22 protein-coding genes are annotated in these 24,319 nt (G+C 73.8%); 6 read left to right on the top strand and 16 right to left on the bottom strand.

Annotation, left to right across the window (positions count from 1 at the left end; genetic code table 11):
- Positions 1 to 115 precede the first annotated feature (115 nt).
- Together ACH34S_RS24240 and ACH34S_RS24235 are read left to right on the top strand one after the other, a co-directional pair.
- On the top strand, positions 116 to 610 hold the full coding sequence (locus ACH34S_RS24240) for a MarR family winged helix-turn-helix transcriptional regulator (protein ID WP_395955057.1): 495 nt from the start codon (positions 116 to 118) through the stop codon (positions 608 to 610).
- A gap of 106 nt (positions 611 to 716) precedes the next feature.
- Positions 717 to 1,433, top strand: a complete 717-nt coding sequence (locus ACH34S_RS24235; RefSeq protein WP_395955056.1) for a DUF4142 domain-containing protein — start codon at positions 717 to 719, stop codon at positions 1,431 to 1,433.
- 18 nt (positions 1,434 to 1,451) lie between these two features.
- Here the strand turns inward: ACH34S_RS24235 and ACH34S_RS24230 are convergent, their stop codons facing one another.
- Entirely contained in the window at positions 1,452 to 2,345 is an 894-nt protein-coding gene (locus tag ACH34S_RS24230) for an NAD-dependent protein deacetylase (RefSeq protein WP_395955055.1), read from the bottom strand.
- 41 nt (positions 2,346 to 2,386) lie between these two features.
- On the opposite strand from ACH34S_RS24230, the gene ACH34S_RS24225 reads away from it, so the two are divergent.
- Positions 2,387 to 3,757, top strand: a complete 1,371-nt coding sequence (locus ACH34S_RS24225) for a 6-phospho-beta-glucosidase (protein ID WP_395955054.1) — start codon at positions 2,387 to 2,389, stop codon at positions 3,755 to 3,757.
- Between the two features lie 46 nt (positions 3,758 to 3,803).
- On the opposite strand, the gene ACH34S_RS24220 is transcribed toward ACH34S_RS24225, so the two are convergent.
- The 4 genes from ACH34S_RS24220 to ACH34S_RS24205 form a co-directional block, all read right to left on the bottom strand.
- Complete coding sequence (locus tag ACH34S_RS24220) at positions 3,804 to 4,781, bottom strand: DUF3068 domain-containing protein (protein WP_395955053.1); 978 nt, start codon at positions 4,779 to 4,781, stop codon at positions 3,804 to 3,806.
- 205 nt (positions 4,782 to 4,986) lie between these two features.
- Positions 4,987 to 6,414 carry an RNB domain-containing ribonuclease gene (locus ACH34S_RS24215; protein WP_395955052.1) on the bottom strand — a complete coding sequence of 476 codons (1,428 nt, stop codon included), beginning with the start codon at positions 6,412 to 6,414 and terminating at the stop codon, positions 4,987 to 4,989.
- 42 nt (positions 6,415 to 6,456) lie between these two features.
- Entirely contained in the window at positions 6,457 to 7,230 is a 774-nt protein-coding gene (locus tag ACH34S_RS24210; RefSeq protein ID WP_395955051.1) for a Crp/Fnr family transcriptional regulator, read from the bottom strand.
- Between the two features lie 279 nt (positions 7,231 to 7,509).
- Positions 7,510 to 8,430 (bottom strand): 5'-3' exonuclease H3TH domain-containing protein, encoded by a 921-nt coding sequence (locus ACH34S_RS24205; protein WP_395955050.1) that lies wholly within the window; start codon positions 8,428 to 8,430, stop codon positions 7,510 to 7,512.
- A gap of 116 nt (positions 8,431 to 8,546) precedes the next feature.
- Between ACH34S_RS24205 and ACH34S_RS24200 the strand changes: the two genes are divergently transcribed.
- A complete protein-coding gene (locus ACH34S_RS24200; RefSeq protein WP_395955049.1) occupies positions 8,547 to 9,656 on the top strand; it encodes a M24 family metallopeptidase in 1,110 nt (369 codons plus the stop codon).
- 285 nt (positions 9,657 to 9,941) lie between these two features.
- Here ACH34S_RS24200 and ACH34S_RS24195 read toward each other — a convergent pair whose 3' ends face one another.
- Positions 9,942 to 11,204, bottom strand: coding sequence for an ABC transporter ATP-binding protein (locus ACH34S_RS24195; protein WP_395955048.1), 1,263 nt, complete (start codon positions 11,202 to 11,204; stop codon positions 9,942 to 9,944).
- Positions 11,205 to 11,350: 146 nt separating this feature from the next.
- Here ACH34S_RS24195 and ACH34S_RS24190 point away from each other — a divergent pair, with 146 nt between their 5' ends.
- Both ACH34S_RS24190 and ACH34S_RS24185 read left to right on the top strand, forming a co-directional pair.
- The gene (locus tag ACH34S_RS24190) at positions 11,351 to 12,415 is read left to right on the top strand and encodes a LacI family DNA-binding transcriptional regulator (RefSeq protein ID WP_395955047.1); all 1,065 of its coding nucleotides are present in this window, start codon (positions 11,351 to 11,353) and stop codon (positions 12,413 to 12,415) included.
- A 58-nt stretch (positions 12,416 to 12,473) separates the two neighbouring features.
- A complete protein-coding gene (locus ACH34S_RS24185) occupies positions 12,474 to 12,914 on the top strand; it encodes an Lrp/AsnC family transcriptional regulator (RefSeq protein ID WP_395955046.1) in 441 nt (146 codons plus the stop codon).
- A 3-nt stretch (positions 12,915 to 12,917) separates the two neighbouring features.
- On the opposite strand, the gene ACH34S_RS24180 is transcribed toward ACH34S_RS24185, so the two are convergent.
- The 10 genes from ACH34S_RS24180 to ACH34S_RS24135 form a co-directional block, all read right to left on the bottom strand.
- The gene (locus ACH34S_RS24180; protein WP_395955091.1) at positions 12,918 to 13,913 is read right to left on the bottom strand and encodes an N-acetylglucosamine kinase; all 996 of its coding nucleotides are present in this window, start codon (positions 13,911 to 13,913) and stop codon (positions 12,918 to 12,920) included.
- The gene (locus tag ACH34S_RS24175; protein WP_395955045.1) at positions 13,913 to 15,172 is read right to left on the bottom strand and encodes a 6-phospho-beta-glucosidase; all 1,260 of its coding nucleotides are present in this window, start codon (positions 15,170 to 15,172) and stop codon (positions 13,913 to 13,915) included. Before ACH34S_RS24175 ends, ACH34S_RS24180 begins: the two co-directional genes overlap by 1 nt.
- The gene (locus tag ACH34S_RS24170; RefSeq protein ID WP_395955044.1) at positions 15,169 to 15,999 is read right to left on the bottom strand and encodes a carbohydrate ABC transporter permease; all 831 of its coding nucleotides are present in this window, start codon (positions 15,997 to 15,999) and stop codon (positions 15,169 to 15,171) included. Before ACH34S_RS24170 ends, ACH34S_RS24175 begins: the two co-directional genes overlap by 4 nt.
- A 73-nt stretch (positions 16,000 to 16,072) precedes the next feature.
- Positions 16,073 to 17,053, bottom strand: a complete 981-nt coding sequence (locus ACH34S_RS24165; protein WP_395955043.1) for a carbohydrate ABC transporter permease — start codon at positions 17,051 to 17,053, stop codon at positions 16,073 to 16,075.
- 3 nt (positions 17,054 to 17,056) lie between these two features.
- Complete coding sequence (locus ACH34S_RS24160) at positions 17,057 to 18,385, bottom strand: ABC transporter substrate-binding protein (RefSeq protein WP_395955042.1); 1,329 nt, start codon at positions 18,383 to 18,385, stop codon at positions 17,057 to 17,059.
- 216 nt (positions 18,386 to 18,601) lie between these two features.
- Entirely contained in the window at positions 18,602 to 19,831 is a 1,230-nt protein-coding gene (locus ACH34S_RS24155; protein ID WP_395955041.1) for an ROK family protein, read from the bottom strand.
- Between the two features lie 138 nt (positions 19,832 to 19,969).
- A complete protein-coding gene (locus tag ACH34S_RS24150) occupies positions 19,970 to 20,509 on the bottom strand; it encodes an FHA domain-containing protein (protein ID WP_395955040.1) in 540 nt (179 codons plus the stop codon).
- A gap of 152 nt (positions 20,510 to 20,661) precedes the next feature.
- Positions 20,662 to 21,912 (bottom strand): acyl-CoA dehydrogenase family protein, encoded by a 1,251-nt coding sequence (locus tag ACH34S_RS24145; RefSeq protein WP_395955039.1) that lies wholly within the window; start codon positions 21,910 to 21,912, stop codon positions 20,662 to 20,664.
- 66 nt (positions 21,913 to 21,978) lie between these two features.
- Positions 21,979 to 23,052 (bottom strand): DUF3616 domain-containing protein, encoded by a 1,074-nt coding sequence (locus tag ACH34S_RS24140; protein WP_395955038.1) that lies wholly within the window; start codon positions 23,050 to 23,052, stop codon positions 21,979 to 21,981.
- A 17-nt stretch (positions 23,053 to 23,069) separates the two neighbouring features.
- Positions 23,070 to 24,266: a cytochrome P450 gene (locus tag ACH34S_RS24135; RefSeq protein WP_395955037.1), complete on the bottom strand. Its 1,197-nt coding sequence runs from the start codon at positions 24,264 to 24,266 to the stop codon at positions 23,070 to 23,072.
- Between the last annotated feature and the right edge of the window lie 53 nt (positions 24,267 to 24,319).

Genomic DNA, 24,319 nt, shown 5'->3' with positions numbered 1-24,319 from the left:
GGAACGCGAGAAGGGCGCCCGCACGGGTCTTCGCGGGCGCGAAGTCGTGCACCGCGACCCCGACCGGGCTGGCACACATTGGCGCGCGGGGCTCCGGGCGTTGTAGAAAGTCGTCATGAGCAAGCAGGCCGTCCCGGCGGGCGACGCGCACGGCGTCGACGAGGTCACCTCGGCGGTGCTGACCGCGTCCCGGCTGCTGGTGGCGATCTCCGTGCGGTCCCTCGCCGCCGTCGAGGACGCCGTGACGCTGCCGCAGTTCCGGCTCCTGGTCGTGCTGTCCACGCAGGGGCCGCTCAAGCTCGTCACGCTCGCCGGGCTGCTGGAGGTCAACCCCTCCACCGCCATGCGGATGGTCGACCGGCTCGCCGCCGCCGGGCTGCTGGACCGGCACGCCAGCCCCGACAGCGGCCGCGAGGTCCGCATCCAGCTCACCGCCGCCGGCCGCGCCATCGTCGACGACGTCACCGCCCGCCGCCGCGCCGACATCGCCGAGATCGTCGCCCGGATGCCGCCCGGGCAGCGGCGCACCCTCGTCGCGGCCCTGCGCGCCTTCACCGAGGCGGGCGGCGAGCCCCCGGCCACCACCCTCGTCCCGCTCGGCTGGACCTGACCCCGCCCGCGGCGGAATTCGTCCGCCCGCCGCCGAACCCCGCCGGGGCGACGTGCGTACAGCCCGGGTGACGCACCTTCCCCCGAACCGGAAAGGACGGCGGCGGATGCGAACACCCCGGCCGATCCCCGCGGTGCTGCCCGTCGCGGCGTGCGGGCTCGCCGCCTCGCTGCTGCTCGGCGGCTGCACCGCGCTGGCCCGCCAGTCCACCGACGGGGGAGCGCAGCCCGCGTCGGTCGCGGCGGAGAACGCCCGCCAGGCCACCGTCCCGACCGAGTGGGGGCCGCTCGGCCCCGCCGACCGCGCCCTCATCGTCGACGCCCGGCAGGCCGCGCTGTGGGAGATCCCCGTCGGCCGGGAGGCGGCGCGCCGCGCCTCCCGGCCCGCCACGCGGCGGGGCCTCGCCGAGATCGCCCGGCGGGACGAGCGGCTGGACGGGCTCGCCCGCGGCATCGCCGAGCGGCTCAACCTCCCGCTGCCGGACCGGCCGACCGCCGAGCAGCAGAGCTGGCTGTCGGAGATCGGCGGGAAGTCCGGCACCGACTACGACAAGACGGCCGTGGCGCGGCTGCGGGTCGCGCAGGGCCGGGTCTACGCGCTGGCCGCGGCCGTCCGCGCCGGCACCCGCAACACCCTCGTCCGGCAGTTCGCCAAGCAGTGCGAGACGATCCTCCACGGCCACATGACGCTGCTGGAGGGGACCGGTTTCGTCACCGTCGACGCGCTGCCCGACCCGCCGAGCGTGACCGGCGCGCCCGCGCCCGGCGGCCCCGACCAGCGGCGGTCGCCCGCGCCTCCCGCCACGTCCGTGATCAAGGGCTGAGCGAGCGGCCGAGGCTGCTCAGAGCCGGGCGTCCAGCTCGGCGAGCAGCGCCCGCAGCGTCGCGCCGAGCGGCGCGTCCAGCCGCACCAGCGCGTGCTCGTCGCCCCTGGTCGCCCCCTGGTTGACGATCGCGACCGGGACGCCGCGCGCGGCCGCGTGCCGGACGAACCGGTACCCCGACAGCACCGTCAGCGACGACCCGAGCACCAGCAGCGCGCCCGCCGCCTCCGTCCGCGCGAAGCAGTCCCGCACCCGGGCCGGTGGCACGTTCTCGCCGAAGAAGATCACGTCGGGTTTGAGGACGCCGCCGCACCGCTCGCAGTCCACGACCCGGAACGCCGCCACCTCCGCGTCGCCGAGGACGGCGTCGCCGTCCGGGTTGACCGCGCCGGGGGCGGCGGCGCGGGCGTCCCAGCCGGGGTTCGCGGCCCGGAGCCGCTCGTCCAGGCGGGCGCGCGGCGTCCGGTCGCCGCACGCCAGGCAGACCACCCGGTCCAGGGCCCCGTGCAGCTCGATCACGCCGTCCGCGCCCGCGGCCTGCTGCAGGCCGTCGACGTTCTGGGTGATGATCCCCGTGACCAGGCCCCGCCGCGCCAGCTCCGCGACCGCGCGGTGCCCCTCGTTCGGGCGCGCCGCCGCGATGTGCCGCCACCCCAGATGGCTGCGCGCCCAGTACCTGCGGCGCGCCGCCGCCGACCCGGTGAACACCTGGTAGGTCATCGGCTCCGCGCGCCGCCGGCGCCCCGTCTCACCGCGATAGTCCGGGATGCCCGACTCGGTCGACAGGCCCGCGCCGCTCAGCACCAGCACGCCGCCGTCCGCGACGAGATCGGCCAGCACCTCCAGCCGCGCCCGCGCCTCTGCCGCCGTCTCCGTCCCGCCGCCGGGCAACCGGCTCTCCACCTGCGTCACCCCTCCATGGTGCACGACGGCGCGGGTGCTAGGTTCCGCGCATGAAGCTGGCCATTCTCGGCGGCGGCGGGTTCCGGGTGCCGTACGTCTACGAGGCGCTGCTGCGCGACCGCGGCGCCCCCCGGATCGACGAGGTCTGGCTGCACGACACCGACCCCGGGCGGCTGGAGGTGATGGCGGCGGTCCTCGCCGCGCTCGCGGACCGCGGAACGGAGGCGCCGCGGGTGGTCACCGCCACCGGGCTCGACCGGGCGCTGGAGGGCGCCGACTTCGTGTTCGCGGCGATCCGCGTCGGCGGCACCGCCGGGCGGGTCTGCGACGAGCGCGTCGCGCTCGGCCTGAACGTCCTCGGGCAGGAGACCACCGGCCCCGGCGGGCTGGCCTACGGCCTGCGGACCATCCCCGTCATGACCCGCATCGCCCGCCGGATCCGGGAGCTCGCGCCGGACGCCCACGTCATCAACTTCACCAACCCCGCAGGCATGATCACCGAGGCGATGCAGGCCGTGCTCGGCGACCGGGTCCTCGGCGTGTGCGACACCCCGTCCGGGCTCGGCGTCCGCGTCGCCGCCGCGCTCGGGCTCGACCCGTCGCGCGTGCGGCTGGACTACATCGGCCTGAACCACCTCGGCTGGACGCGCCGGATCCTGCACGACGGCACCGACGTGCTGCCCGCCGTCCTCGCCGACGACGCCCTGCTCGGCGCCCTGGAGGAGGGCGTGCTGTTCGGCCGCGGCTGGCTCCGCGACCTCGGGGTGATCCCCAACGAGTACCTGTACTACTACTACTTCAACCGGGAGGCGGTCCGCGCCACCCTCGACGCGCCGCGGACCCGCGGCGAGATCCTCGCCGCGCAGCAGGCCGCGTTCTACGAGCGCGCGGCCGCCGCGCCGGGCGGGGCGGCCGTGGAGCTGTGGCGCGAGACCGTCGCCGCGCGCAGCGCCGGCTACATGGCCGAGATGAGGGCCGCCGCGGCCGGCGCCGGCGCGGCGGACGGCCACACGGGAATCGACCCCGTCGACGAGGGCTACGCGGGCGTCGCGGTCAGGGTGATGGCCGCGATCGCCCGCGACGAGCCCGCCACCATGATCCTCAACGTGCGGAACGGGACGACGATCGCCGCGCTGCCGCCGGACGCGGTCGTCGAGGTGCCGGTGCTCGTGGACGCGGGCGGCGTCCACCCGCTCGCCCTCGCCCCGCCCGACCTGCCCCAGACGGGTCTGATGCAGCAGGTCAAGGCCGTCGAGCGGCTGACGATCCGGGCCGCGCTGACCGGCTCGCGCGCCGACGCCGCCATGGCGTTCGCGCTGCATCCCCTGGTCGACTCGGCGTCGCTCGGGCGGCGGCTCCTGGACGGCTACATCGCCCGCGTCCCCGAGATCGCGGCCGTGTTCGGGGAGGAGGCCCGATGACCGCGCGCGAGGCGAGGGTCATCGGGCCTCCTTCCCTGGAGACCGGCTAGCGGCTCGCGGGCGCGGCGGACCCGCCGGGCCCGCCGCGGTGCCGGGGGAGGCGGCCGTGACCGGTCGCCAGCGCCAGCCCCGCCGCCAGGGCGAGCAGGCCCGCCCCGAGGAAGGTCAGCGGCACGATGGTCTTCAGCAGCCGGATCTTGGCGGCGCCGTCGTCGGACTTGCCGCGCAGGAGCTCGCGCGACTCGGAGGTCATCTTCAGGTCCAGGTCGGCGACGACGAGGCTCCCCGCGCCGCCCTGCTGGGGCCGCAGCGTCGACACCACGTGCCGCTGCTGGTCGATCGGCGCGCCCGTCCGCGGGTCGATCCAGTACGTGGAGTCGGAGCGCTGGTAGCGGTCCACCGGGACGGCCGCGCCGCCCTTGGGGAGCCCGAGCAGCTCGGGCGGCAGCGCGGGCAGCGCACCGGGGATCTTGGTGTCCGGGACGCGCTGCACGAACTTGTAGGCGCGGACGCCGTCGTGCCGTTCCTCCCCGGCGAAGACGATCGGCCACGCGCGCATGGTCTTCGCGTCGAACATCTCAAGGCTCTTCTTCTCCGCCTCCACCGGCCAGAAGAGCCCGATCCCGGACTGCCGGACGCTCTTGTCGCCCTCCACCGCCGCGCCGCAGCAGTTCGTGAGCCGTCCCGTGCGGCGGTCGAAGGCGAGCCGCTGCTTCTGCAGCTCGATCGTGACGCCGTTCGCCGCGTCCTCGACGACCGTGGTGGAGTCCCAGACGGCGACCCCGTCCTCGCGGGCCTTCACATCGGAGCGGATGGTGTTGGTCGCCGTCACCGTCGCGCCGGTCCGCGGCGTCAGCTTCCCGGCGTCGAAGTAGGAGGCGCCGTCGGCCTGCAACCGCGTGACCTGGTAGAACTCCGTCGGTGCGCCGATCAGCGTCGGGGCGATGTAAAAGCGCGCGAGGACGAACCCCGCCAGCAGGAACGCGCCGATGCCGATGAGGGTGAAACCGATGGTCCTTCGCAATGCGGCCTCCCAGGAACGCGGCGAAAGTAAAAGGGGTGCGCGCACAATGTCATGAATGTCGCGTACCTGGCCAGAGGCCGCATAAATTGTTTTTTTCGCGATATGTGAGCGGCGTGAGCGGCTGGTTACTCGGAGGTAATATCCGGGCCGCCGGGCGAATAGGGCGCGGCTCGAAAACCGCCCTGACGCGGCCGTCCGAGGCGGGTCAAGAACGTCCGGGCGCGAGGGAGAAGCGGACGCGGCGGCGCGCCGGGTCGGCCTCCTCCAGCCGCACCCTGACCTGCTCGCCGAGCGGCACCCCGGCCCCGTCGCAGCGGCCGAACACCGGCGGCGACACCAGCTGGACGCGCCCGCCGGACCCGTCGGCGCTCACGTCCACCACCACCGCGTCGAACACCTCCCCGACGTGGTCGCGCAGCAGCAGCGCCTCGACGAGATCGACGCACGCGCGGTCGACGTCGGCGGCGCGGCGCAGCGCCCGCTGCATCACCTCCGGCAGCCCCGGCAGCGCCTCGCGCGCCCACCCCGGGACGGGACGTCCCGCCGCGAGCGCCAGGCACACCTCGGTGGCGTACCGGTCGGCCAGCCGCCGGATCGGCGCCGTGACGTGCGCGTACGGCGCGGCGACGGCGGCGTGCGCCGCCTGGCCGGGCGGCGAGCCGTCGAAGGCGGTGTACCCGGCGCCGCGCATCAGCCCGGCCGCGTCGTGCAGGAACGCGGCGTGCCGGGGGAGCGACGGGTCCAGCGCGCGGACGATGTCGCCGTAGGCGGAGTCACCGGGCCAGGCGACGCCGAGCGCGCCCGCGGCGAGCTTCAGCCGCGCGACCGCCTCGGGCGGCGCGGGCGGCATCGTGCGCAGCAGGCCGACGCCGCCGTCCAGCATCAGCCGCGCCGCCGCCCGGCCGGTCAGCAGCGAGATCTGCGCGTTCCACGCCTCCGTCGCCAGGTCGCCGCGCAGCTTCAGCGCCCAGCCGCCGCCGGCGCGCACGACCTCCTGCTCGGGCAGCGGGAGGCTGACCCCGCCGCGCGCCGCCTCCGCCGCGACGAGCCGCTCGCCGATCTCGCCGAGCAGCGTGATCCGCGGGTCGCCGTCGTCGTGCCGGGCGGTCGCGTAGTCGAGCCTGTCGTGGCTGCGGACGACGGCGCGCCGCACGTCCACGTCGGTGATCAGGCCGGTGCCGTCGATGTCGATCGTCCAGGCGACGGCGGGGCGGTCCCGGCCGGGCAGCAGGCTCGCGGCGTCCTCCGACAGCGGGCGCGGGTGCAGCGGCGCGTTGGTGTCGGGCAGGTAGAGCGTGACGCCGCGGGACCGCGCCTCGGCGTCGAGGGCGCCGCCGGGCCGCACGAACCCGGCCATGTCGGCGATCGCGTACCGGACCCGGTGCCCGGCGCCGCGCCGCTCCAGGTGCATGGCCTGGTCCAGGTCCAGGGAGCCGGGCGGGTCGAGGGTGAAGAACGGGAGCCCGCGCAGGTCGGCGCGCCCGTCGGGATGGCACGCGGGCCCGGCGGCCTCGGCCAGGACGGCGGGCGGGAACGGGCCGGGCACCGAGAACTCGGCGCGGATCCGGTCCAGGCCCGCGCGGATCTCGGCGCCGGCCTCCGCGGTACGCAGTCGCAGCGGTCGGCGCGGCACAGCACCGAGCGTACGGGACGAAAACCGGATTCCGGTCGTGATCTACATTGTAAAGGCGTCGGCCGATGGACGCTCCGGCGTCCGGGCGGGCTCCCGCCGCGCGAACTCCTTGAGCCCCGCCGGGTCCACCACGGTGATCTTGCGGCGGCCGGTGACGACGAGGCCCTCCGCGCGCAGCGCGCCGAGCGCGCGGGCGACCGTCTCGCGCGAGGCGTCCATCCAGCTGCCGAGCTCCTCCTGGGACAGCGGCGGGCCGATCACGATCCCGCCCGCGGCGTCCGGCGGGACGTGCCGGGCCGACGCCTCCGCGAGATCGGTCAGCAGGATCGCCAGCCGCCGCGCGCCGTGCGCGGACACGTGCGCCTGCAGCCGCCGGTCGGCGTCGTCGAGCCGCCGCACGAACGTGCCGCTGACCAGCCGCCACACGCCCGGGTGGGCGTCCAGGAAGCCGGTGAAGCGGGCGGCGGGCACCACCAGCGCGCGCAGCGGGCTGAGCGCAGCCACGGTCGCCGACCGCTCCCGGCGGCCGAGCACCGCGCTCTCGCACACCAGGTCGCCCGGCCCGCGCACGGCGAGAACCACCTCCCGGCCGTCCTCGCTCGCCGAGGTCACCTTCGCCCAGCCCGACTCGATGATGATGATGTGATCGGAATCGTCGCCCTGGTAGCACAGCGGCGTCCGCGGCGCGTACTTGCGGGGCCGCGCGACCGCTCGCAGCGCGGCGCGCTCGGGCGCGTCCAGCGCGTCCCAGAAGGCGTCGCCGGGGTCGGCGGCGGAACCGCCGCGGGATGTCCTCGTCGGCACGTGCTCGGTCACGGGTCCGCGTCTCCGGTTCGTGGGGTCGGGTGAACCGGTACCCACGGCAGATGGGGGGAGTGGGGCGGTGAGGCCCAGTGCCGCGGGTACCGGTCGCTCATGCGACCGCCGCCCGGACGGGCGTCATCGTCCGTCCCGCGGCGGTGCACTGCCTTCATCCCAATGAGAACCCCTCACTGGGCAGGATGCTGCACGCGGGAGGACCGCCTGTCTGCGTCATCTGACACTTTTGCCGAAAATTGCAGCGACGATCAGTCAAGGCGGGGCGGGAACGGCCGGTCAGCGGGACAGGGCGTTCAGGAGGCGGTTGACGGGGCTCGCGAGGTTCCACCGGTCGGCCAGCGCGACGAGCGCCTCGGGGTCGCGGGCGCCGGCCGGGAGCCGGTCGTCGAGCGCCGCGAGCTCCGGCGCGTCGATGTCGGTGACGACCCGCACGACCGTCTCGGCGGCGGCGAGGTACTCGCGCGCCGCCTCCATCCGGCGCCGCGCGCCCGCCGGGAACCCCTCGTCGGTGCCCGCGTCGAGCGCGGCGAGGATCCCCTCCACCGACCCGAACCGGGTGACGAGCGCCGCGGCGGTCTTGTCGCCGACGCCGGGCACGCCGGGCAGGCCGTCGCTGGGGTCGCCGCGCAGCGTCGCGTAGTCGCCGTAGCCGCGGCCGGGGATGCCGTACTTGGCCGCGACCTCCTTCTCGCCCATGATCTGCAGGTTCCTGATGCCCCGCGCCGTGTACAGGACGGCGACCGGGCCGCCGTCGTCGACCAGCTGGAACAGGTCGCGGTCGCCGGTGACGATGTCGACCGGGCCGTCGGCCGCGCCCCGCACCGCGAGGGTGCCGATGACGTCGTCGGCCTCGTACCCGGGGACGCCCGCCCGCGCGAGCCCGAACGCGTCGAGCACCGCGTCGATGATCGGGAGCTGCGCCTCCAGCGCGTCGGGCGTCTGGTCGCCGCCGTCCTCCGCCACCCGGTGCGCCTTGTAGGACGGCAGCGCCTCCACCCGGAACGCGGGCCGCCAGTCGGCGTCCATGCAGCAGACGAGCCGCTCGGGGCCGCGGTCCTGGACGAGCCGCGCGATCATGTCGATGAGGCCGCGGACGGCGTTCACCGGCGTCCCGTCCGGGGCGGTGACCGACTCGGGCACCCCGAAGAAGGCGCGGAAGTACAACGACGGCGTGTCCAGCAGCATCAGCCCGCTCATGCGCCACATCGTGCCATGCCCCCACGACACCCGGACGGAGGCGGGCCGGGGCCGCGGCACCCCCGTCCGCCTGCGATCCTGGTACCCGCAGTGAGGATCGGAGAATGGAGACGGGTGTGACAACGGAGTTGTATCCGCGTGAGCGCCTCGGCCTGGTGCGGGACGCGGCGGCGAAGGCCGGGCTGGGGGCGGTCCTGCTGACGCCCGGCCCCGACCTGCGGTACGTCACCGGGTACGACGCCAAGCAGCTGGAGCGGCTCACCTGCCTGGTGGTGCCGGCCGGCGGCGAGGCGTTCCTGGTCGTCCCGCGGCTGGAGATCCCCGCGGCGGAGGCCTCGCCCGCCGGGTCCCTCGGCGTGGAGCTGGTCCCGTGGGACGAGACCGACGACCCCTACGCCCTCGTCGCGCGCAGGCTCCCCGGCGACCTGAGCACGGTCGGCGTCGCGGACCGGATGTGGGCGGTGATGGCGCTGCGGTTCCGCGCCGCGATGCCCGCCGCCGAGCAGATCGCGGCCGGGGGAGTGCTGCGCGAGCTGCGGATGCGCAAGAGCCCGGCGGAGGTGGCGGCGCTGCGCGAGGCGGGCGCCGCGATCGACCGGGTCCACCGCCAGGTGCCGGGCCTGCTGAAGGCGGGCCGGACCGAGCGGGAGGTCGCCCGCGACATCGCCGACGCGATCACCGCCGAGGGGCACGCGCAGGTCGACTTCGTCATCGTCGGGGCGGGCCCGAACGGCGCCAACCCGCACGCCGAGCCGTCCGACCGCGTGATCCGCCCCGGCGAGCCGGTCGTGGTCGACATCGGCGGGACGATGCCGAGCGGCTACTGCTCGGACTCCACCCGCAACTACTGCGTCGGCGAGCCGCCCGCGGAGTACCGGGCGTACTTCGAGGTCCTGGAGGAGGCGCAGCGGGCCTCGTGCGCGGCCGTCCGTCCCGGGGCCACACCCGAGGCGGTGGACGCGGCGGCCCGCGACGTCATCGCCGCCGCCGGTCACGGTGAGCACTTCTTCCACCGCACCGGCCACGGCATCGGCCTGGAGTCGCACGAGGACCCCTACATCGTGGCGGGCAACCTGGAGCCGCTGGAGCCCGGCATGGCGTTCTCGATCGAGCCGGGCATCTACCCCGGGCCGCACGGCGCCCGCATCGAGGACATAGTCGTGTGCACCGACGACGGCTACGAGCCGATGAACCGCACCGACCACGCCCTGGTCATAGTCGCCTGACCCCGGCCGTCCGAAGCCACGACCAAGGGTCGTGCGGCCGAAGGCGCCCATGACCCCGGCCGCTCGAACCTAAGCCAAGGTCACGGGTCGTGCGGCCGAAGGCGCCCATGACCCCGGCCGCTCGAACCCAGGCCAAGGTCACGGGTCGTGCGGCCGGAGGGCGCTCAGCGCCCGGAGGTCGCACGACCCGAGCACGGCGGGTGCGTTTCACGGGACGCGCCAGCGGCCCGGGAAACGTGCCCGCCGTGCCTGACGGGGGGTTCCAGGGGGGTCGCTCCCCCTGGATCAACCAGCCTTGTGGAGGTCGGTGACCGTGTCCTGCGGGCCGGGGCCCTGGCGGGCGGGGCCGGGGTGCCCGATCGCCAGGCCGCTGGAGGGGTCGAAGAAGTGCAGGCGGCGGGTGTCGACGCCGAGGTCCACGTGCTGGCCCGGGCGCACGCGCGAGCGGGAGTTGACGCGGGCCGTCCACAGCGCCCGGTTGTCGGTGAGCGGGATCGTCATGTCGCCGTCGCCCTCGGCGGCGTCGTCGGCCAGGTCGGCGGTGTCCTTGTGCTCGACCGGCGGCGCGTCGATCGTGAAGATCACGTTGATCTCGCTGCCGAGCTCCTCGGTCACGCTGCTGCGCACCGCCATCGGCGCCCACTCGGGGTTGGCGTGCGCGGCGTCCTCGAAGTCCGAGGGGCGGATGCCGAGGATGACCTGGCGGCCGAGGTAGTTCTGCAGGCCGGGCTTGTCGTTCAGGACGGACGCGTGCACCGGCAGCGTGTACCCGGCGAAGGAGACCTGCACGCCGCCGTTGCCGGAGACGAGGTCGGCGAGGACGAAGTTCATCGCCGGGGAGCCGATGAAGCCCGCCACGAACAGGTTGACGGGGTTGTCGAACAGCCGCTGCGGCGTGTCGACCTGCTGGAGCCGGCCCTCGCGCAGCACGCAGACCCGCGTCCCGAGCGTCATCGCCTCGACCTGGTCGTGGGTGACGTACACGGTGGTGACGCCGAGCCGCTCGTGCAGCTGGCTGAGGGAGGCGCGCATCGACACGCGGAGCTTGGCGTCCAGGTTGGACAGCGGCTCGTCCATCAGGAACGCCTGCGGCTGCCGGACGATCGCGCGGCCCATCGCGACGCGCTGGCGCTGCCCGCCCGACAGCGCGGCGGGCTTGCGGGACAGGAACTGCTCGAGGCCGAGCATCTTGGCGGCCTCGAGGACCTTCTGCTTGATCTCCGCCTTCGGCGTGCCGCGCAGCTTGAGCCCGAACGCCAGGTTCTGCTCGACCGTCATGTGCGGGTACAGGGCGTAGTTCTGGAAGACCATCGCGATGTCGCGGTCCTTGGGCGCGAGGTCGTTGACCACCTGGTTGCCGATGGAGATCTTCCCGCCGGAGATCTCCTCCAGCCCGGCGATCATCCGCAGCGCGGTGGACTTGCCGCAGCCTGACGGGCCGACGAGCACCATGAACTCGCCGTCGCGGATCTCCAGGTCGAGACCGTCCACGGCCTTGACGCCGCCCGCGTACACCTTGTCGACCCGGTCCAGCATGATCCTGGCCATCCGAACCCCCTCTTGGAAACGTTTCCTTTACCCCCTGACGAGCAGGGGTTTTGTTCAATGAGAGGAGTAAACCCCATGGAAACGTTTCCAGACGAGGGACGATCGTGAGAAGATGATCTAAAACCACCTGAAGGGACGTTCCGGGCATGACGGACAGGCGGCCGGCGACGATCAAGGACGTGGCGGCATCGGCGGGCGTGGGCATCGCCACCGTGTCGCGCGTGTTCTCCGGGACGGGCTCGGTCAGCGCCGCCACCCGCGAGCGCGTCCTCGCCGCCGCCCGCGCCCTCGACTACCGCCCGAGCGCCCTCGGCCGCGGGCTCAAGCTGCGGCGCGGCGGCGGCATCGGGCTGATCGTCCCCGACGTCACCGACCCGTTCTGCGCCGCGCTGGTCGCGGGCGTGCTGGCCTGCGCCCGCACCTTCGGCGAGCACGTCATCGTGGACGCCGCCGACGGCGACCCCGCCCGCGAGGCCGAGATCGTCGAGCGGCTCGCCGAGCAGCGGGTGGGCGGCATCATCGCCATGCCCGCCGGCGACGAGGCCGACTGGCGCGGCGCCGCGCGGGTGTGCTCCAGCGTCGTGTTCGCGGGCCGCGCCCTCCAGGAGCCGCCGGGGCCGTCCGGCGCGCCGGACGTGCCGTCCGTGCTGGCCGACGACGCGGGCGGCGTCCGGGCCGTCACCGAGTACCTCGCCGGGCTCGGGCACCGCCGCATCGCCTTCCTCGGCGCCGTCCCCGGCGGCCCGCCCCGGGTGCGGGAGCGCGCGTTCCGCGCCACCCTCGCCCAGCTCGGCGTGCCCGTCGAGGAGGACCTCGTCGTCGCCGCCCGCCCGGCCCGCGACGCCGCCTACGCAGCGGCCGCCGGGCTGCTGCAGCGCCGCGGCGACGTCACCGCCGTGCTGGCCGCCGACCACCTGCTCGGCGAGGCCGCCGTGCTCGTCGCCCGCGAGCTGGACCTGCGCGTCCCCGCCGACGTGTCCATCGCGATGGTCGACGACGTGGCGTGGGCGGAGCTGTGCGACCCGCCGCTGACCGCCGTCGCCCGCCCCGGCCACGACATCGGCTACCGCGCCTGCGAGCTGGTGCTCCGCGAGCCCGCCCGGCGGGGCAGGGGCGGGCCGGTGCTGCTGCCGACCGAGCTCGTCGTGCGCGGCAGCTGCGGCCCGCCGCGCGCCCAGCGGCGCCGGTCGCGCGGGAACCCCGCCGATTAAGGCGATCCGTGTGCGCGGACGGGCCCGGGCACGCCCGTTGGCACGCTAGATTTCCCGCGTGGAGGAGATCGATCGTCAAATTCTCGGGTTGCTGGCCGACGACGGGCGGATGAGCTTCACCGACCTGGCCAAGGAGACCGGCCTTTCGGTGTCGGCCGTGCACCAGCGGGTGCGCCGGCTGCAGAAGCGCGGCGCCATCACCGGCTTCGCCGCCCAGCTCGACAGCACGCAGATCGGGCTGCCGCTCACCGCGTTCATCTCGATCAAGCCGATCGACCCGGCCGCGCCGGACGACGCGCCCGACCGGCTGGCCCACCTCCAGGCGATCGAGGCGTGCCACTCGGTGGCCGGGGACGAGAGCTACATCCTCAAGGTGCGCGTCGCGTCCCCCAACGAGCTGGAGGACCTGCTGCAGAAGATCCGTGCCGCCGCGAACGTCGCGACGCGCACGACGGTCGTCCTCAGCACCCCCTGGGAGGCGCGCCGCCCCCCGCTGTGACGTTCAGCGCCGGCGGAAGGCGGCACGGAGCCTCTCGTGGGCGGCGGGCGGGGCGGTGACGTGGTCGAGGGCGAGCAGCGCGGCGCCGAGCAGCGGCGGGTCCTCGGGGACGAGCAGCCGCGCGTGCGGCGCGAGCTCGGCGTAGCGGGCGGCGACGGCGTCCATCAGCAGCGGGCGGCGCGCCGCGAGCACCCCGCCGCCGAGGACGACGTCGGCGGGCTCCGCCAGCAGATCGAGGCGGCGCAGCGCCACCGAGCCGAGCACCGCGACCTCGTCGGCGAGCCGCTCCACCACCTCCCGCGCCACCTCGTCGCCCGCCTCGGCGACGTCGAACAGGACGGGCGCGAGCGCGGTCAGGCGCCCCTCGTCGAACTCGCCGAGATGGATCCCGAGCCCGACGTCGATCGCCCGCCGGACACCGAAGTGCGCGGCGACGGCGCCGGTCAGCGCCGTGCGGGGGCCGCGGCCGTCCTCGCCGCGGATGCCGTGCCACAGCGCGGCGCGGCCGAGGGACCCGCCGCCGCCCCAGTCGCCGGTGTGGGGCCCGAGGGACGGGAACCGGGCGGTGCGGCCGTCGGGCCCGACGGCCGCGCAGTTGATGCCCGCGCCGCACACCACGGCGACGCCCCACCCGGCGGTGACGGCGCTGCGCAGCAGCGCGAACGTGTCGTTGCCGACCGCGACGCTCGCGGCGGCGCCGCGGCCGAGCAGCAGCTTCTCCAGCCGCTCCTCCTCGCCCGGCAGGTCCACGTTGGCCATGTAGGCGGCCAGGTGCGCGACCTCGCCGGGCAGCGCGCCCGCGCGGCGCAGCGCCGCGTCGATCACGGCCGACAGCGCGTCGAGCGCGGTGTCCAGGCCCTCGGCCTGCGGGCGGAACCCCTCGCCGCGGACGGTGGCGAGCAGCTCGCCGCCGTCCCCGACGACGGCCGCGTCGGTCTTGCTGTTGCCGCCGTCCACGGCGACCAGCACGCCCTCCGGCGTGTTCGCGGGAGCGGCCATCACGCGGCCCAGGGGAGGTGGTCGCGGTTGGCCGCCACCAGGTCGCGGGCGAGGCGGTCGGCGAGGTCGTGCTGCCCGATCAGCGGGTGCGCGAGCAGCGCCGCGGCGACGCGGTCGACGCCGCCGCGCAGCGCCGCCGCCAGCGCCAGCTCCTCGTAGGACGACACGTGCGCGATCAGCCCGGCGAACAGCGGCTCCACCGGCGGGACCGGCAGCGGCACCGCGCCCGACGCGGTGATCCGCGCCGGGACCTCCACGACCGCCTGGTCGTCCAGGAACGGCAGCGTCCCGTTGTTGCGGACGTTCACCACCTGCGCGTCGCCGCGTCCCGTGAGCAGCGACGCCGCGAGCTGCACGGCGGCCTCGGAGTAGAACGCGCCGCCGCGCTTTTCGAGCTGAGGGGGCTTGCTGTCCAGGACCGGGTCGGCGTACAGGTCGAGCAGGTCGCGCTCCAGCGCGGCGACCTGCTCGGCGCGCGTCGAGGTCGCGGCGCGCTGCTCCTCGACGACCCGGTCGTGCTCGTAGAAGTAGCGCAGGTAGTACGACGGGACGGCGCCGAGCCCGCGCAGGAACCCCGCGGGCAGCCCGGAGATCTCGGCGAGCGCGTCCGGATGCTCGTCGAGGAGGCGGGGGAGGACCTCCTGGCCGTCCAGCAGCACCGACCGGACCCAGGTGAGGTGGTTGAGCCCGGCGTGGCCGAGGCTCACCCGGTCCGGCGGCACGTCCAGCAGCTTCGCGGCGCGGCGCTGGAACCCGATCGCGACGTTGCACAGCCCGACCGTCCGGTGGCCCGCGTCCAGCAGCGCGCGGGTGACGATGCCGACCGGGTTGGTGAAGTCCACGATCCACGCGTTCGGGGCGAGCTCGGCGACGCGGGCCGCGACGTCCAGCACGACCGGGACGGTCCGCAGCGCCTTCGCGAGCCCGCCCGCGCCGGTCGTCTCCTGCCCGACGCAGCCGCAGCCGAGGGGGAGCGTCTCGTCCACGTGCCGGGCGGCCTGCCCGCCGACGCGCAGCTGCAGCAGCACGACCGTCGCGTCCGCGACCGCCTTGTCCAGATCGCCGGTGGTCGTCACCGTCGCGGGATGCCCGGCGCGGCGCAGCATCCGCGCGGCGACGCCGCCGACGAGATCGAGACGCTCGGCGTCCGGGTCCTGCAGCACCAGCTCCGACACCGGCAGCGCGGCGTGCGCCCGCGCGAGCCCGTCGACGAGTTCCGGGGTGTAGGTCGACCCACCCCCGATGACTGTCAGCTTCAACCCTTCACTCCCGTCAAGGTCACACCCTGGATGAACACGCGCTGGGCGAGGAAGAACACGATCAGCACCGGCAGGATCGTCAGCAGCGTCGCCGCCATCGTGAGGTTCCACTCGACCTCGTGCGCGGCGCGGAAGGTGGCGACGCCGATCGCGAGGGTCCAGTGGTCGGGGTCGGCGTAGACGAGCGGCCGGAAGTAGTCGTTCCAGCAGTAGAAGAACTGGAACAGCGCGACCGCCGCCAGCGCCGGCTTCGCCATCGGCAGGATCACCCGCACCATCGTGCGGAACTCCCCGCAGCCGTCGACGCGGGCGGCGTCGGCGTACTCGCGGGGGATCGTCACCAGGAACTGGCGCAGCAGGAAGATGGAGAACGCGTCCCCGAACAGCTGCGGGATGATCAGCGGCCACAGCGTGCCGGTCAGGTCGAGTCGGGCCCACACGATGTACAGCGGCACCATCGTGACCTGCGGCGGCAGCATCATCGCCGAGATCACCACGACCAGCGCGAGGTTGCGGCCGCGGAACCGGAACCGGGCCAGCGCGTACGCCACCGGGACGCTGGACACCAGCATGAACACCGTCGAAAGGCCCGCGTAGACGAGGCTGTTGATCGTCCACTGGACCATGTCGCCGCTGAACACCTCCACGAAGTTCCCGAACCGCCAATCGCGCGGCCACAGGTCGTCGCTGAGCGCCTGCCGGTCGCTCATCAGCGCGGTCAGCGTGATGAACGCCAGCGGCGCGAGGAACATCACGCCGATGGCGACGGCGGTGGCGTGCACCGCGACCCACATCAGCGCCCGCCTCGTCCTGCCTCCCGACCTCATGACGCCTTGCCTTTCTGGGTGGCGACCCCCAGACCCCCGAGCCGGAGGCCGGCTGATCCTCGCTTCGCTTCGGTCATCCGGCCTCCTCGCCCGCGAAGGCCTTGAACTGGCGGAGCAGGAAGAGGGTGAACACCATCGCCATCGCGAACATCACCAGCGCCAGGACGGAGGCGTAGCCCATGTTGAACTGCCGGAACCCCTGGTCATATAGCCACTGGGGGAAGGTGAGCGTGGAGTCACCCGGGTAGCCGGGCTGGTACTGGGTGCCGGGCAGGTCGGCCCGCCCCGACGCGACCTTCCCCGCCACCATCGCCTGCGTGAAGTACTGCAACGTCTCGATGACGCCGGTAACGGCGCAGAACGCCAGGACGGGCGACACGGTCGGCAGCGTGATGTGCCGGAACCGCGACCAGGCCCCGGCGCCGTCGATCGCGGCGGCCTCGTACAGCGACCGCGGCACGTTCAGCAGCGCCGCCAGCATGATGATCATGATGTCGCCGACGGCCCACAGGCCGAGGAGCGTCAGCCCCGGCTTGGCCCAGGCGGCCTCGTTGAAGAAGTCGGGCAGCGTGATCCCGAGCTTGTCGAGGATCGTCGGGAACGGGCCCGTGCCGGGGTTCATCAGGAACACGAACGCGACCGTCGCCGACACCGGCGGGATCAGGTACGGCAGGTAGAAGATGGAGCGCAGCACGCCCCCGCCCGCCTTGATCTTGGTGAGGAGCTGGGCGACGCCGAGGCCGAACAGCAGTCGTAGCGGGACGAGCACCGCCACCAGCCACAGCGTGTTCTTCATCGCCGTCCACGCCTGGCCGTCCTCGAACAGGTAGGTGTAGTTGTCCCAGCCGACGTACTCCAGCGTGAACAGGTTGTAGCGGGTGAAGGAGAAGTAGACGGTCGCGGCGAGCGGGTAGCCGAAGAACAGCACGATCCCGACCAGCCAGGGGGACAGGAACGCCAGGGTGCGGAGCCGCCGGCGGCGGCGCGACCGCGCCGCCGCCGTCCCGGTCCGCGCCCCGCCGGGGAAGGGCAGGCGCAGTGAACCGAGGGCCACAGGTCAGCCTCCGGCGAGTTTGAGCGCGTTGTCGACCTCGCCGTCGAGTTTGGTGAGCGCCGGGCCGAGGTCCCTGACCTTGCCGGTCTCCCACTCGTCCTGGACGAACTTCTGGAACCGCACGATGTAGTCGTTGCCGTTCGGCGTCGGCGGCGTGGTGCTGCTCGCCGGGTGCTTGAACACGTCCAGGAACGTCTTGAACTGCGGCGTCAGCTTCAGGTCGGGCGACGACAGCGCCGGGATCGTGGACGGCACGTTCCCGAGCCCGTTGGACAGCGTCACCAGCGCGGCGGTGTCGGTGGTGAGGTAGCGGACGAACTCCCAGCTCGCCTGCGCGTGCTTGGCGCCGCGCGGGATGCCGATGACGGTCCCGGCGATGAAGCCGCTGCCGTAGGTCGACACCTTGTCGTCGGCGACCGGGGAGGCCGCGGTGTCGTAGTTGAGCTTCGGCGCCTCCTTCTCGATGAACTTGGTGCGCCACTCACCGTCGATGGCCATCGCCACCTTCCCCTTCTGGAAGGGGTTGGCCGCCTCGAACTCCTGGCCCAGCGAGCGCAGGAACTTCTTGACGTTGTCGTAGCCGTACCAGTCGATGAGCTCCTTGTTCCACTTCAGGTACGCCTGGAAGGCCGGGTCCTTGGAGAAGTTGGCCTTGCCGTCGTCGGTCAGCCACTTCACCCCGAACGGCGGCGCCAGGTGCTGGACCTGGTGCTCGTAGTACTGCGCGGACGGCATGAACCCGGCGACCTTGATGGTGCCGTCCGGGTCGCGGACGGTGAGCTTCTTGGCCAGCGCGGTCAGCTCGCTCATCGTCTTGGGCGGCTGCTCGCCCTTCATCAGGTCCTTGTTGTAGTAGAGCCCGTAGGCGTCGGCCAGCAGCGGCATCGCGCAGCGCACGCCCTGGTACTCGGTGTACTTGCGGACCGCCGCCGGGAACATGTTCAGGTCGACCTTGGACTTGTCGATGTAGGGCTTGAGGTTCTGCCAGGCGCCGCTCTTGCACCACTGCCCGACGCTGTCGGTGGTGAACGACGACACCACGTCCGGCGGGTTCCCGCCGCGGATCGCGTTGGTGATGCGCTCGTCGGTGACGCCCGTGACGAGCTTGACGGTGATGTTCGGGTGCGCCTTGTTGAAGCCGGCGACGGCGTCCTGGAACGCCTTCACCTCGTGCTCTGCGCTCCAGCCGTGCCAGACCTCGATGGTCTGCTTCTCGTCGGACTTCGGGCCCTCGCCGGACCCGTCGCCGCCGGCGGTGCAGGCGGCGGTGGTGAGGCCGAGCGCCGCGGCGGCCAGGGCCGCGGCGACGCGGCGCGTGTTGGTGGTGGGCACTCCGGTTTCTCCTTCAGGGGTGGGACGGCCGTCCGCAGCCGTCCAGGTGCAGGGAGTGATGCCGGTCAGGGGGTGGGCTGGTGAACGCGGGGTTCGTGGGATCGCGGGACGCGGGTTCGCGGGGTTCGCGGGCAGGGGTCGGGAGTCGGCGGTCCGGGAGTCAGGAGGTCGGGGAGTCAGGGGTTCGGGAGTCAGAGGGGCAGGGGGAGTCGGGGGTCAGGGGAGGGGGACCGTGCTGGAGAAGACCTCGTCGCGTGTCTCCCGGAGTGCCTGCTGAAGCGCCCCGGCCAGGACCGGGTTGCCCTGGACGGTGCTGAGCCGCACCTTGGGCCGCGGGATCGTCAGGCTGTGCAGGTGCTGTTCGACGCGCGCGCGGAGCGGTTCCCCTCCGGCGCGCAGGACGTCGCCGGTGAGGACGACGAGGGCGGGGTCGACGATGGCCACGACGGTGGCCAGGGTGACGCCGAGCCGGCTCGCCAGCTCGGTGAGGGCCCGTTCGGCGCGGGCCCCCGCGTCGGAGGCGGTGCGCGTCCCGGCGGCCGCCGCGCACACGTCGTCGGCGACGCGGCCGAGCGCGGTGGCGGCGTCGCGGCCGCGGAACCCGTGCTCGCGCATCAGCTTCAGCACGGCCGCGCCGCCGGTCAGGCTGTGCACGCCGCCGGTGTGGGTGCGGCGCACGTCCCGCATCAGCGGCGCGCCGACCGCGGGCATGTAGCCGATCTCGCCGGCGCCGCCCGTCGCGCCGCGGTGCAGCGCCCCGTTCAGCACGACGGCCATGCCGACGCCGTCGGCGACCCACAGCAGCACGAAGTCTCCGGTCCCGGCGGCCTCGCCGTCCGCGCGCTCGGCGAGCGCGGCGAGGTTCACGTCGTTCTCGATCGCGATCCGCACGCCGAGCCCGTCGCTCAGCGTCGCGACCAGGTCCGGGATGTGCCAGCCGGGGATGTGGGAGGCGTACCCGAGCCGCCCGGTCGCCGGGTCCACGGCGCCCTGGATGCCGATGACGGCCAGGCCGAGGCCCGCGCGGGTCAGCCCCGCCGCGGCGGTGGCGCCGTCGAGCGCGGCGGCCATCCGGGCGACGACGTCCACGCCGGTGCGGTCGGGCGTCGGCAGCGTGTGCTCCCCGACGACCGTCCCGGCGAGATCGGCGACGCTGACCCGGATCCGCGCCGGGGTGACGTCGGCGCCCGCCACGTGCGCGGCGGACCCGTTGATCCGGTACAGCTCGGCGGTGCGGCCCGGCAGGCCCTCCCGGATCCCGTCCCGGACGACCAGCCCGGCCTCCTCCAGCCGCGCCAGCAGCTGCGAGGCGGTCGGTTTGGAGATGCCGGTGAGGTCGGAGATCTGCGGCCGGGTCAGCGGCCCCCGGTCCAGCAGCGCCTCCAGCGCCGCGCGGTCGTTGATCGCCCGCAGCAGGCTGGGCGTCCCGGGGACGGGCGTGGACACGGCGGCGCCTCCGCGTACGGGTCTCGTGACGGTTTCTCGCGTTAAGAAGGTTTCCTAACTTGGAGGAGAAAGTAAGGACTCTTAACGATCACGTCAAGACCTGGGCCGAACCCGGACTTTCGCGGCGCGGCAGGACGTTCAGGGCGCGGTGACGATGAAGCTGGAGTTGCCGAAGCCGACCTCGTCGCCGGGCCGCACGCGGGCCGGGCCGGTCAGCCGCCATCCGTTCACGCGGGTGCCGTTCATCGAGCCGAGATCGGAGATCATCCAGCCCTCGTCGGCGTGGTAGATCTCGGCGTGGAACCGCGAGACGGTCAGGTCGGTGAGGATGAACTGGCAGCCGGGCGCGCGGCCGACGACGATGCGCTTCAGATCGCTCGGCGGCAGCACGAACCGCGGCAGCCGCGGCGCCCGCCACGCCGCCTCGATCCGCGCGGTCACCTGCGACACCGAGGAGACGATGCCGGTCAGCCGGTTGAGGACGCGGTTGCCGGACGGCAGGTCGTGCACGATGTCGGCCAGCTCGGCCTGGCTGCGGGCCTGCAGCACCTGGTCGACGCGGCGCTCGAACGTCTCGTTCGACATCCGGCCCTCGGCCACGCGGTCACTGAGGACCCGCAGCACCCGGTCACGTTCCATGTCGGACGCTCTCACCGGGAATGAGGGCTGACCGTCCATAGCGTGAGTATCCAGTCCCCATCGTCGGCTGTCCAGAAACGGAGTTCGGGCGAGGACGGGGGACAGACCTTCGCCCGCCCTCCCCCATTTCGATGCCGCGAACGCCGCGGAAGTTCGCGGCGCGTCCACCGGTTCCGCCCGCGTCCCGGGGGTCAGCGTGACAGCAGGTCCCGGGCGATATGGGTGACCTGGATCTCGTCGGTTCCCGCGTAGATCTGGAACGATTTCGCGTCGCGGGCGAGCTGCTCGACGCGGTATTCGCTCATGTAGCCGTTGCCGCCGAACAGCTGCACGGCCTCCTGTGCCACCTCGCTCGCGGCCTGCGCCGAGTACAGCTTCATCGCCGACGCCTCGGCGAGGGTGGGGGCGCGTCCGGCGCGCTGCATCTCGATGTGCCGGAACACCAGGTTCTGCACGTTGAGCCGCGCGACCTCCATCTTGGCGAGCTTGAGCTGGATCAGCTGGAAATCGCCGATCCGCTGCCCCCACAGCTCGCGCGTCCTGGCGTACTCGACCGACAGTTTCAGGCATTCCTCGATGACGCCGAGCGCCATTGCGGCGACGCCCGCGCGCTCGGTCACGAAATTCTGCTTCGCCGACTCCTTCCCGCTGCCCTCACCGGCCGCGAGGAGCCGGTCGGCGCCCGCGCGGACGTCGTTGAGGAAGAGCTCGCCGGTGGGAGAGGAGTGCAGGCCCATCTTGCGCAGCGGCTTGCTCTGCTCCAGCCCCGGCATGCCCTTGTCCAGGACGAACGTCAGGATCTCGCGGTCACGGGCGTCCCCATCGGGCGTCGAGCGGAGCTCGTCGTTTGAATGGTGGTGGGTGGGGGCTGGAGGACGGTCGTCGAGTTTGGCGTAGAAGACGATGGTGTCGGCGTAGGGGCCGTTGGTGATGAAGGTCTTGCTGCCGTTGATGACGTACTCGTCGCCGACCTTCCTCGCGGTGGACTGCATGCCGCCGAAGGCGTCCGACCCGGAGTTCGGCTCGGTGATGGCCCACGCGCCGATCTTCTCCATCGTGAGCAGCGGCAGCGCCCAGCGCTCCTTCTGCTCCGGCGTCCCGCGCTTCATGATCGTCCCGGCGGCGAGGCCGAGCCCGACGCCCATCGCCGACACCAGCCCGGGCGCGACCCTGGACAGCTCGATCACCGGGATCATCGTCATCGCCGCGTTCCCGTCCCGCGCCCGATCGTCCCCCTCTGACCTCTCCTTGCCCTCCTTCCGGGAGTGGAAGGAGGAGCGGGCCAGCTCGTCCATGCCGAAGGTCTTGTAGAGGCCGCGGAGCAGGTCGTAGGGCGGCAGCTCGCCCGACTCCAGCGCGTCCAGGTTCGGCCGGACCTCGGCGTCGATCCAGCCGCGCACCGCGTCCCGGATCATCAGGTCTTCGTCGGACCACTCGATCATGCTCGCCTCGTCCCTCCGCTCCCGACGGTCACGGGGACCATCCTCTCAGACGGTGAAAGCGAGCGCTTACTCGGGGAGCGTGACGACGTCGGCGAGGACGCCGCCCTCCGCCGTGAGCCGCTCCGGCGACGGGCTGTCGTAGACGACCAGCACGCGCGTGCCGGGCCCCTCGTCCAGGACCGCGATGCCCTCGGCGTGGTCGTCGCCGTCGCCGTAGGGGATGTCGCCCACCACCTCCAGTTCGTCGGCGGTGACGACCTCGGCGGCGTCGGCCTTCACCGCGTTCCGCCACCGCACGACCTGGACGGGCCCGTCCAGGTCCATGCTGGGGCCGGTGAGGACGAGCAGGTCGTCGCCGTGCGGGCACAGGTCGCGGATGCCGAGGCCGCGCAGGTCGAGGAAGTGCGTCCGGTACAGCGCGCCGTCGCCGTCGAGGGGGAGCGCGCGCAGCCGCCGCGGGTCGCGCGGGTGGTCGCCGGGGCGGATCTCCACCAGCACCGCCCAGCCGCGCAGCACCGGCCCGCGGAACCCGATGTAGAGGCGGTCGCCGTGCGAGGCGACGCCCTCGATGTCGATGCCGTTGTCCTTGCTGGGGATGGACAGGAACGGCGCCAGGTGCGGGTCGTCGGCCAGCAGGTCGGTGAGGGAGTCCTTGTCCAGGCCGAGGACGGCGGCGGTGCGGTCGCCGTCCTCGCGGACGACGGAGGGCAGCCCGTCCTCATCCGTGACCAGGGGGAGCCGCACGAGGATGAAGCGGTTGTCCTCGCGGACGACGGTGGCCAGGCGCTTGCGCGACTTCGCGTCGCTCTGCCCCGCCTTGATCTTCTTGCGCTTGAGGCTGTGCGAGCCGACCGCCCACAGCCAGCCGTTGGCGCGGGCCAGGCCCTCGATGTCGGCCTCCTCGCCGGGGCCCGCCGGCAGCGGGACGAGATCGGCGAGCGCGACCGTGGCCTGCCCCTCGTAGGCGGTGACGCGCCCGTCCCCGTCGAGCGAGGCGGTGAGCCGCTCGATGGTGGCGGTCTCGTCGCCCGCCACCCAGAGGCAGCGGCCGTCCTGGCGGACGGCGGACAGGTTGGTGTGCGTCTCGGCCTCTCGGCTCTCCTGCGCGAAGCGCAGTTCGACACGGCGTTCCACGATCATTCCGGAATGTTCCCACATCAGGTGTCCCACTGGACGTCCAACCGGGGCGGCTTGCGGAAGACGAGGCCGTGCGGGCGGGCCGGGCGTGCCGGGTCGAGCCGCAGACCGGGCAGCCGGTCCAGGAGGGCGGTGAGCGCGGTACGGGCCTCCAGCCGGGCGAGGTGGGCGCCGAAGCAGAAGTGCGGGCCGTGCGCGAACGCCAGGTGCTCGGCGGCGTTGTGCCGCCGCACGTCGTAGCGGTCGGGGTCGCTGAACACGGCCGGGTCGCGGTTGGCGCCGGCGAGCGAGACGCGGACGAGGTCGCCCGCGCGGATCGGCGTCCCGCCGATCTCGGCGTCGCGGGTCGCGTACCGGTCGACGACGGACGCGGACGGCTCCAGCCGCAGCGACTCCTCGATCGCGGCGGGCAGCAGCTCCCGGTCGTCCAGGACGAGTTTCAGCTGGTCGGGATGCCCGAGCAGGTGCAGGGCGGCATTGACGATCATCCCCTCGGTCGTGTCGATGCCGCCGAACATCAGGATCGCGGCGTTCGCGACGACCTCCGCCGTCGTCAGCCCCGCCTCGTCGTGCGCGGCCTCGGCCAGCAGCGAACCGGGCCGCGACGCGCCGATCGCCTCCTCGACCGCCGCGGTGAGCAGCCGGTAGGCGTCCCCCGCCGCGGGCGCCGCCGCGCCGCCCGCCGTGATCGCCGAGACGGCCTCGACGAACGCGCCGTACCAGGACCGGACGGTCGCCGCGTCCACGCCCTCGAGCCCCAGGGCCTCGGCGACGACCGCGACGGCCAGCGGCCCGGCCAGCTCGCCGCGCAGCTCGGCGCGGCCCGCCGGGGCGAGCCCGCCGGCCAGCCGCGCGGTCTCGGCCTCGACGAACGCGGTGAACCGCTCGCGGGTCCGGGCGGGGCGGAACGGGCGGGCGAACGGGTCGCGGTGGCGGGTGTGGACGGGCCCGTCCAGCGACAGCATGCTCGGCCCGACGACCTGCGCGGTGGAGAAGCGCGGGTCGTCCACGGTGAACGCGGCGGCGTCGCGCATCACGCGCAGGGCCAGGTCGCGGGAGGTCACCAGCCAGCCGCCGAGCGCCGGCAGCCAGGAGACCGGCTCGCGCTCGCGCAGCCGCGCCAGGTGGGGGTGCGGGTCGTCCTCCAGATCGGCGGCCGTGATGGCCGCGCCGAGCGGGAACCGGCAGGTCAGGTCGGAGTCGGAGGAGGTCGTCACCCGTCCGAGCATAGGCGCCACCGTTCCTGATCTACAACGTAAAGGCGCCGGGC

The organism is Actinomadura sp. 3N508 (assembly GCF_044326375.1).
Lineage (GTDB): Bacteria > Actinomycetota > Actinomycetes > Streptosporangiales > Streptosporangiaceae > Spirillospora.
The sequence above is the reverse complement of the archived record's forward strand: the minus strand, read 5'-3'. Positions and strand labels throughout refer to the sequence as shown.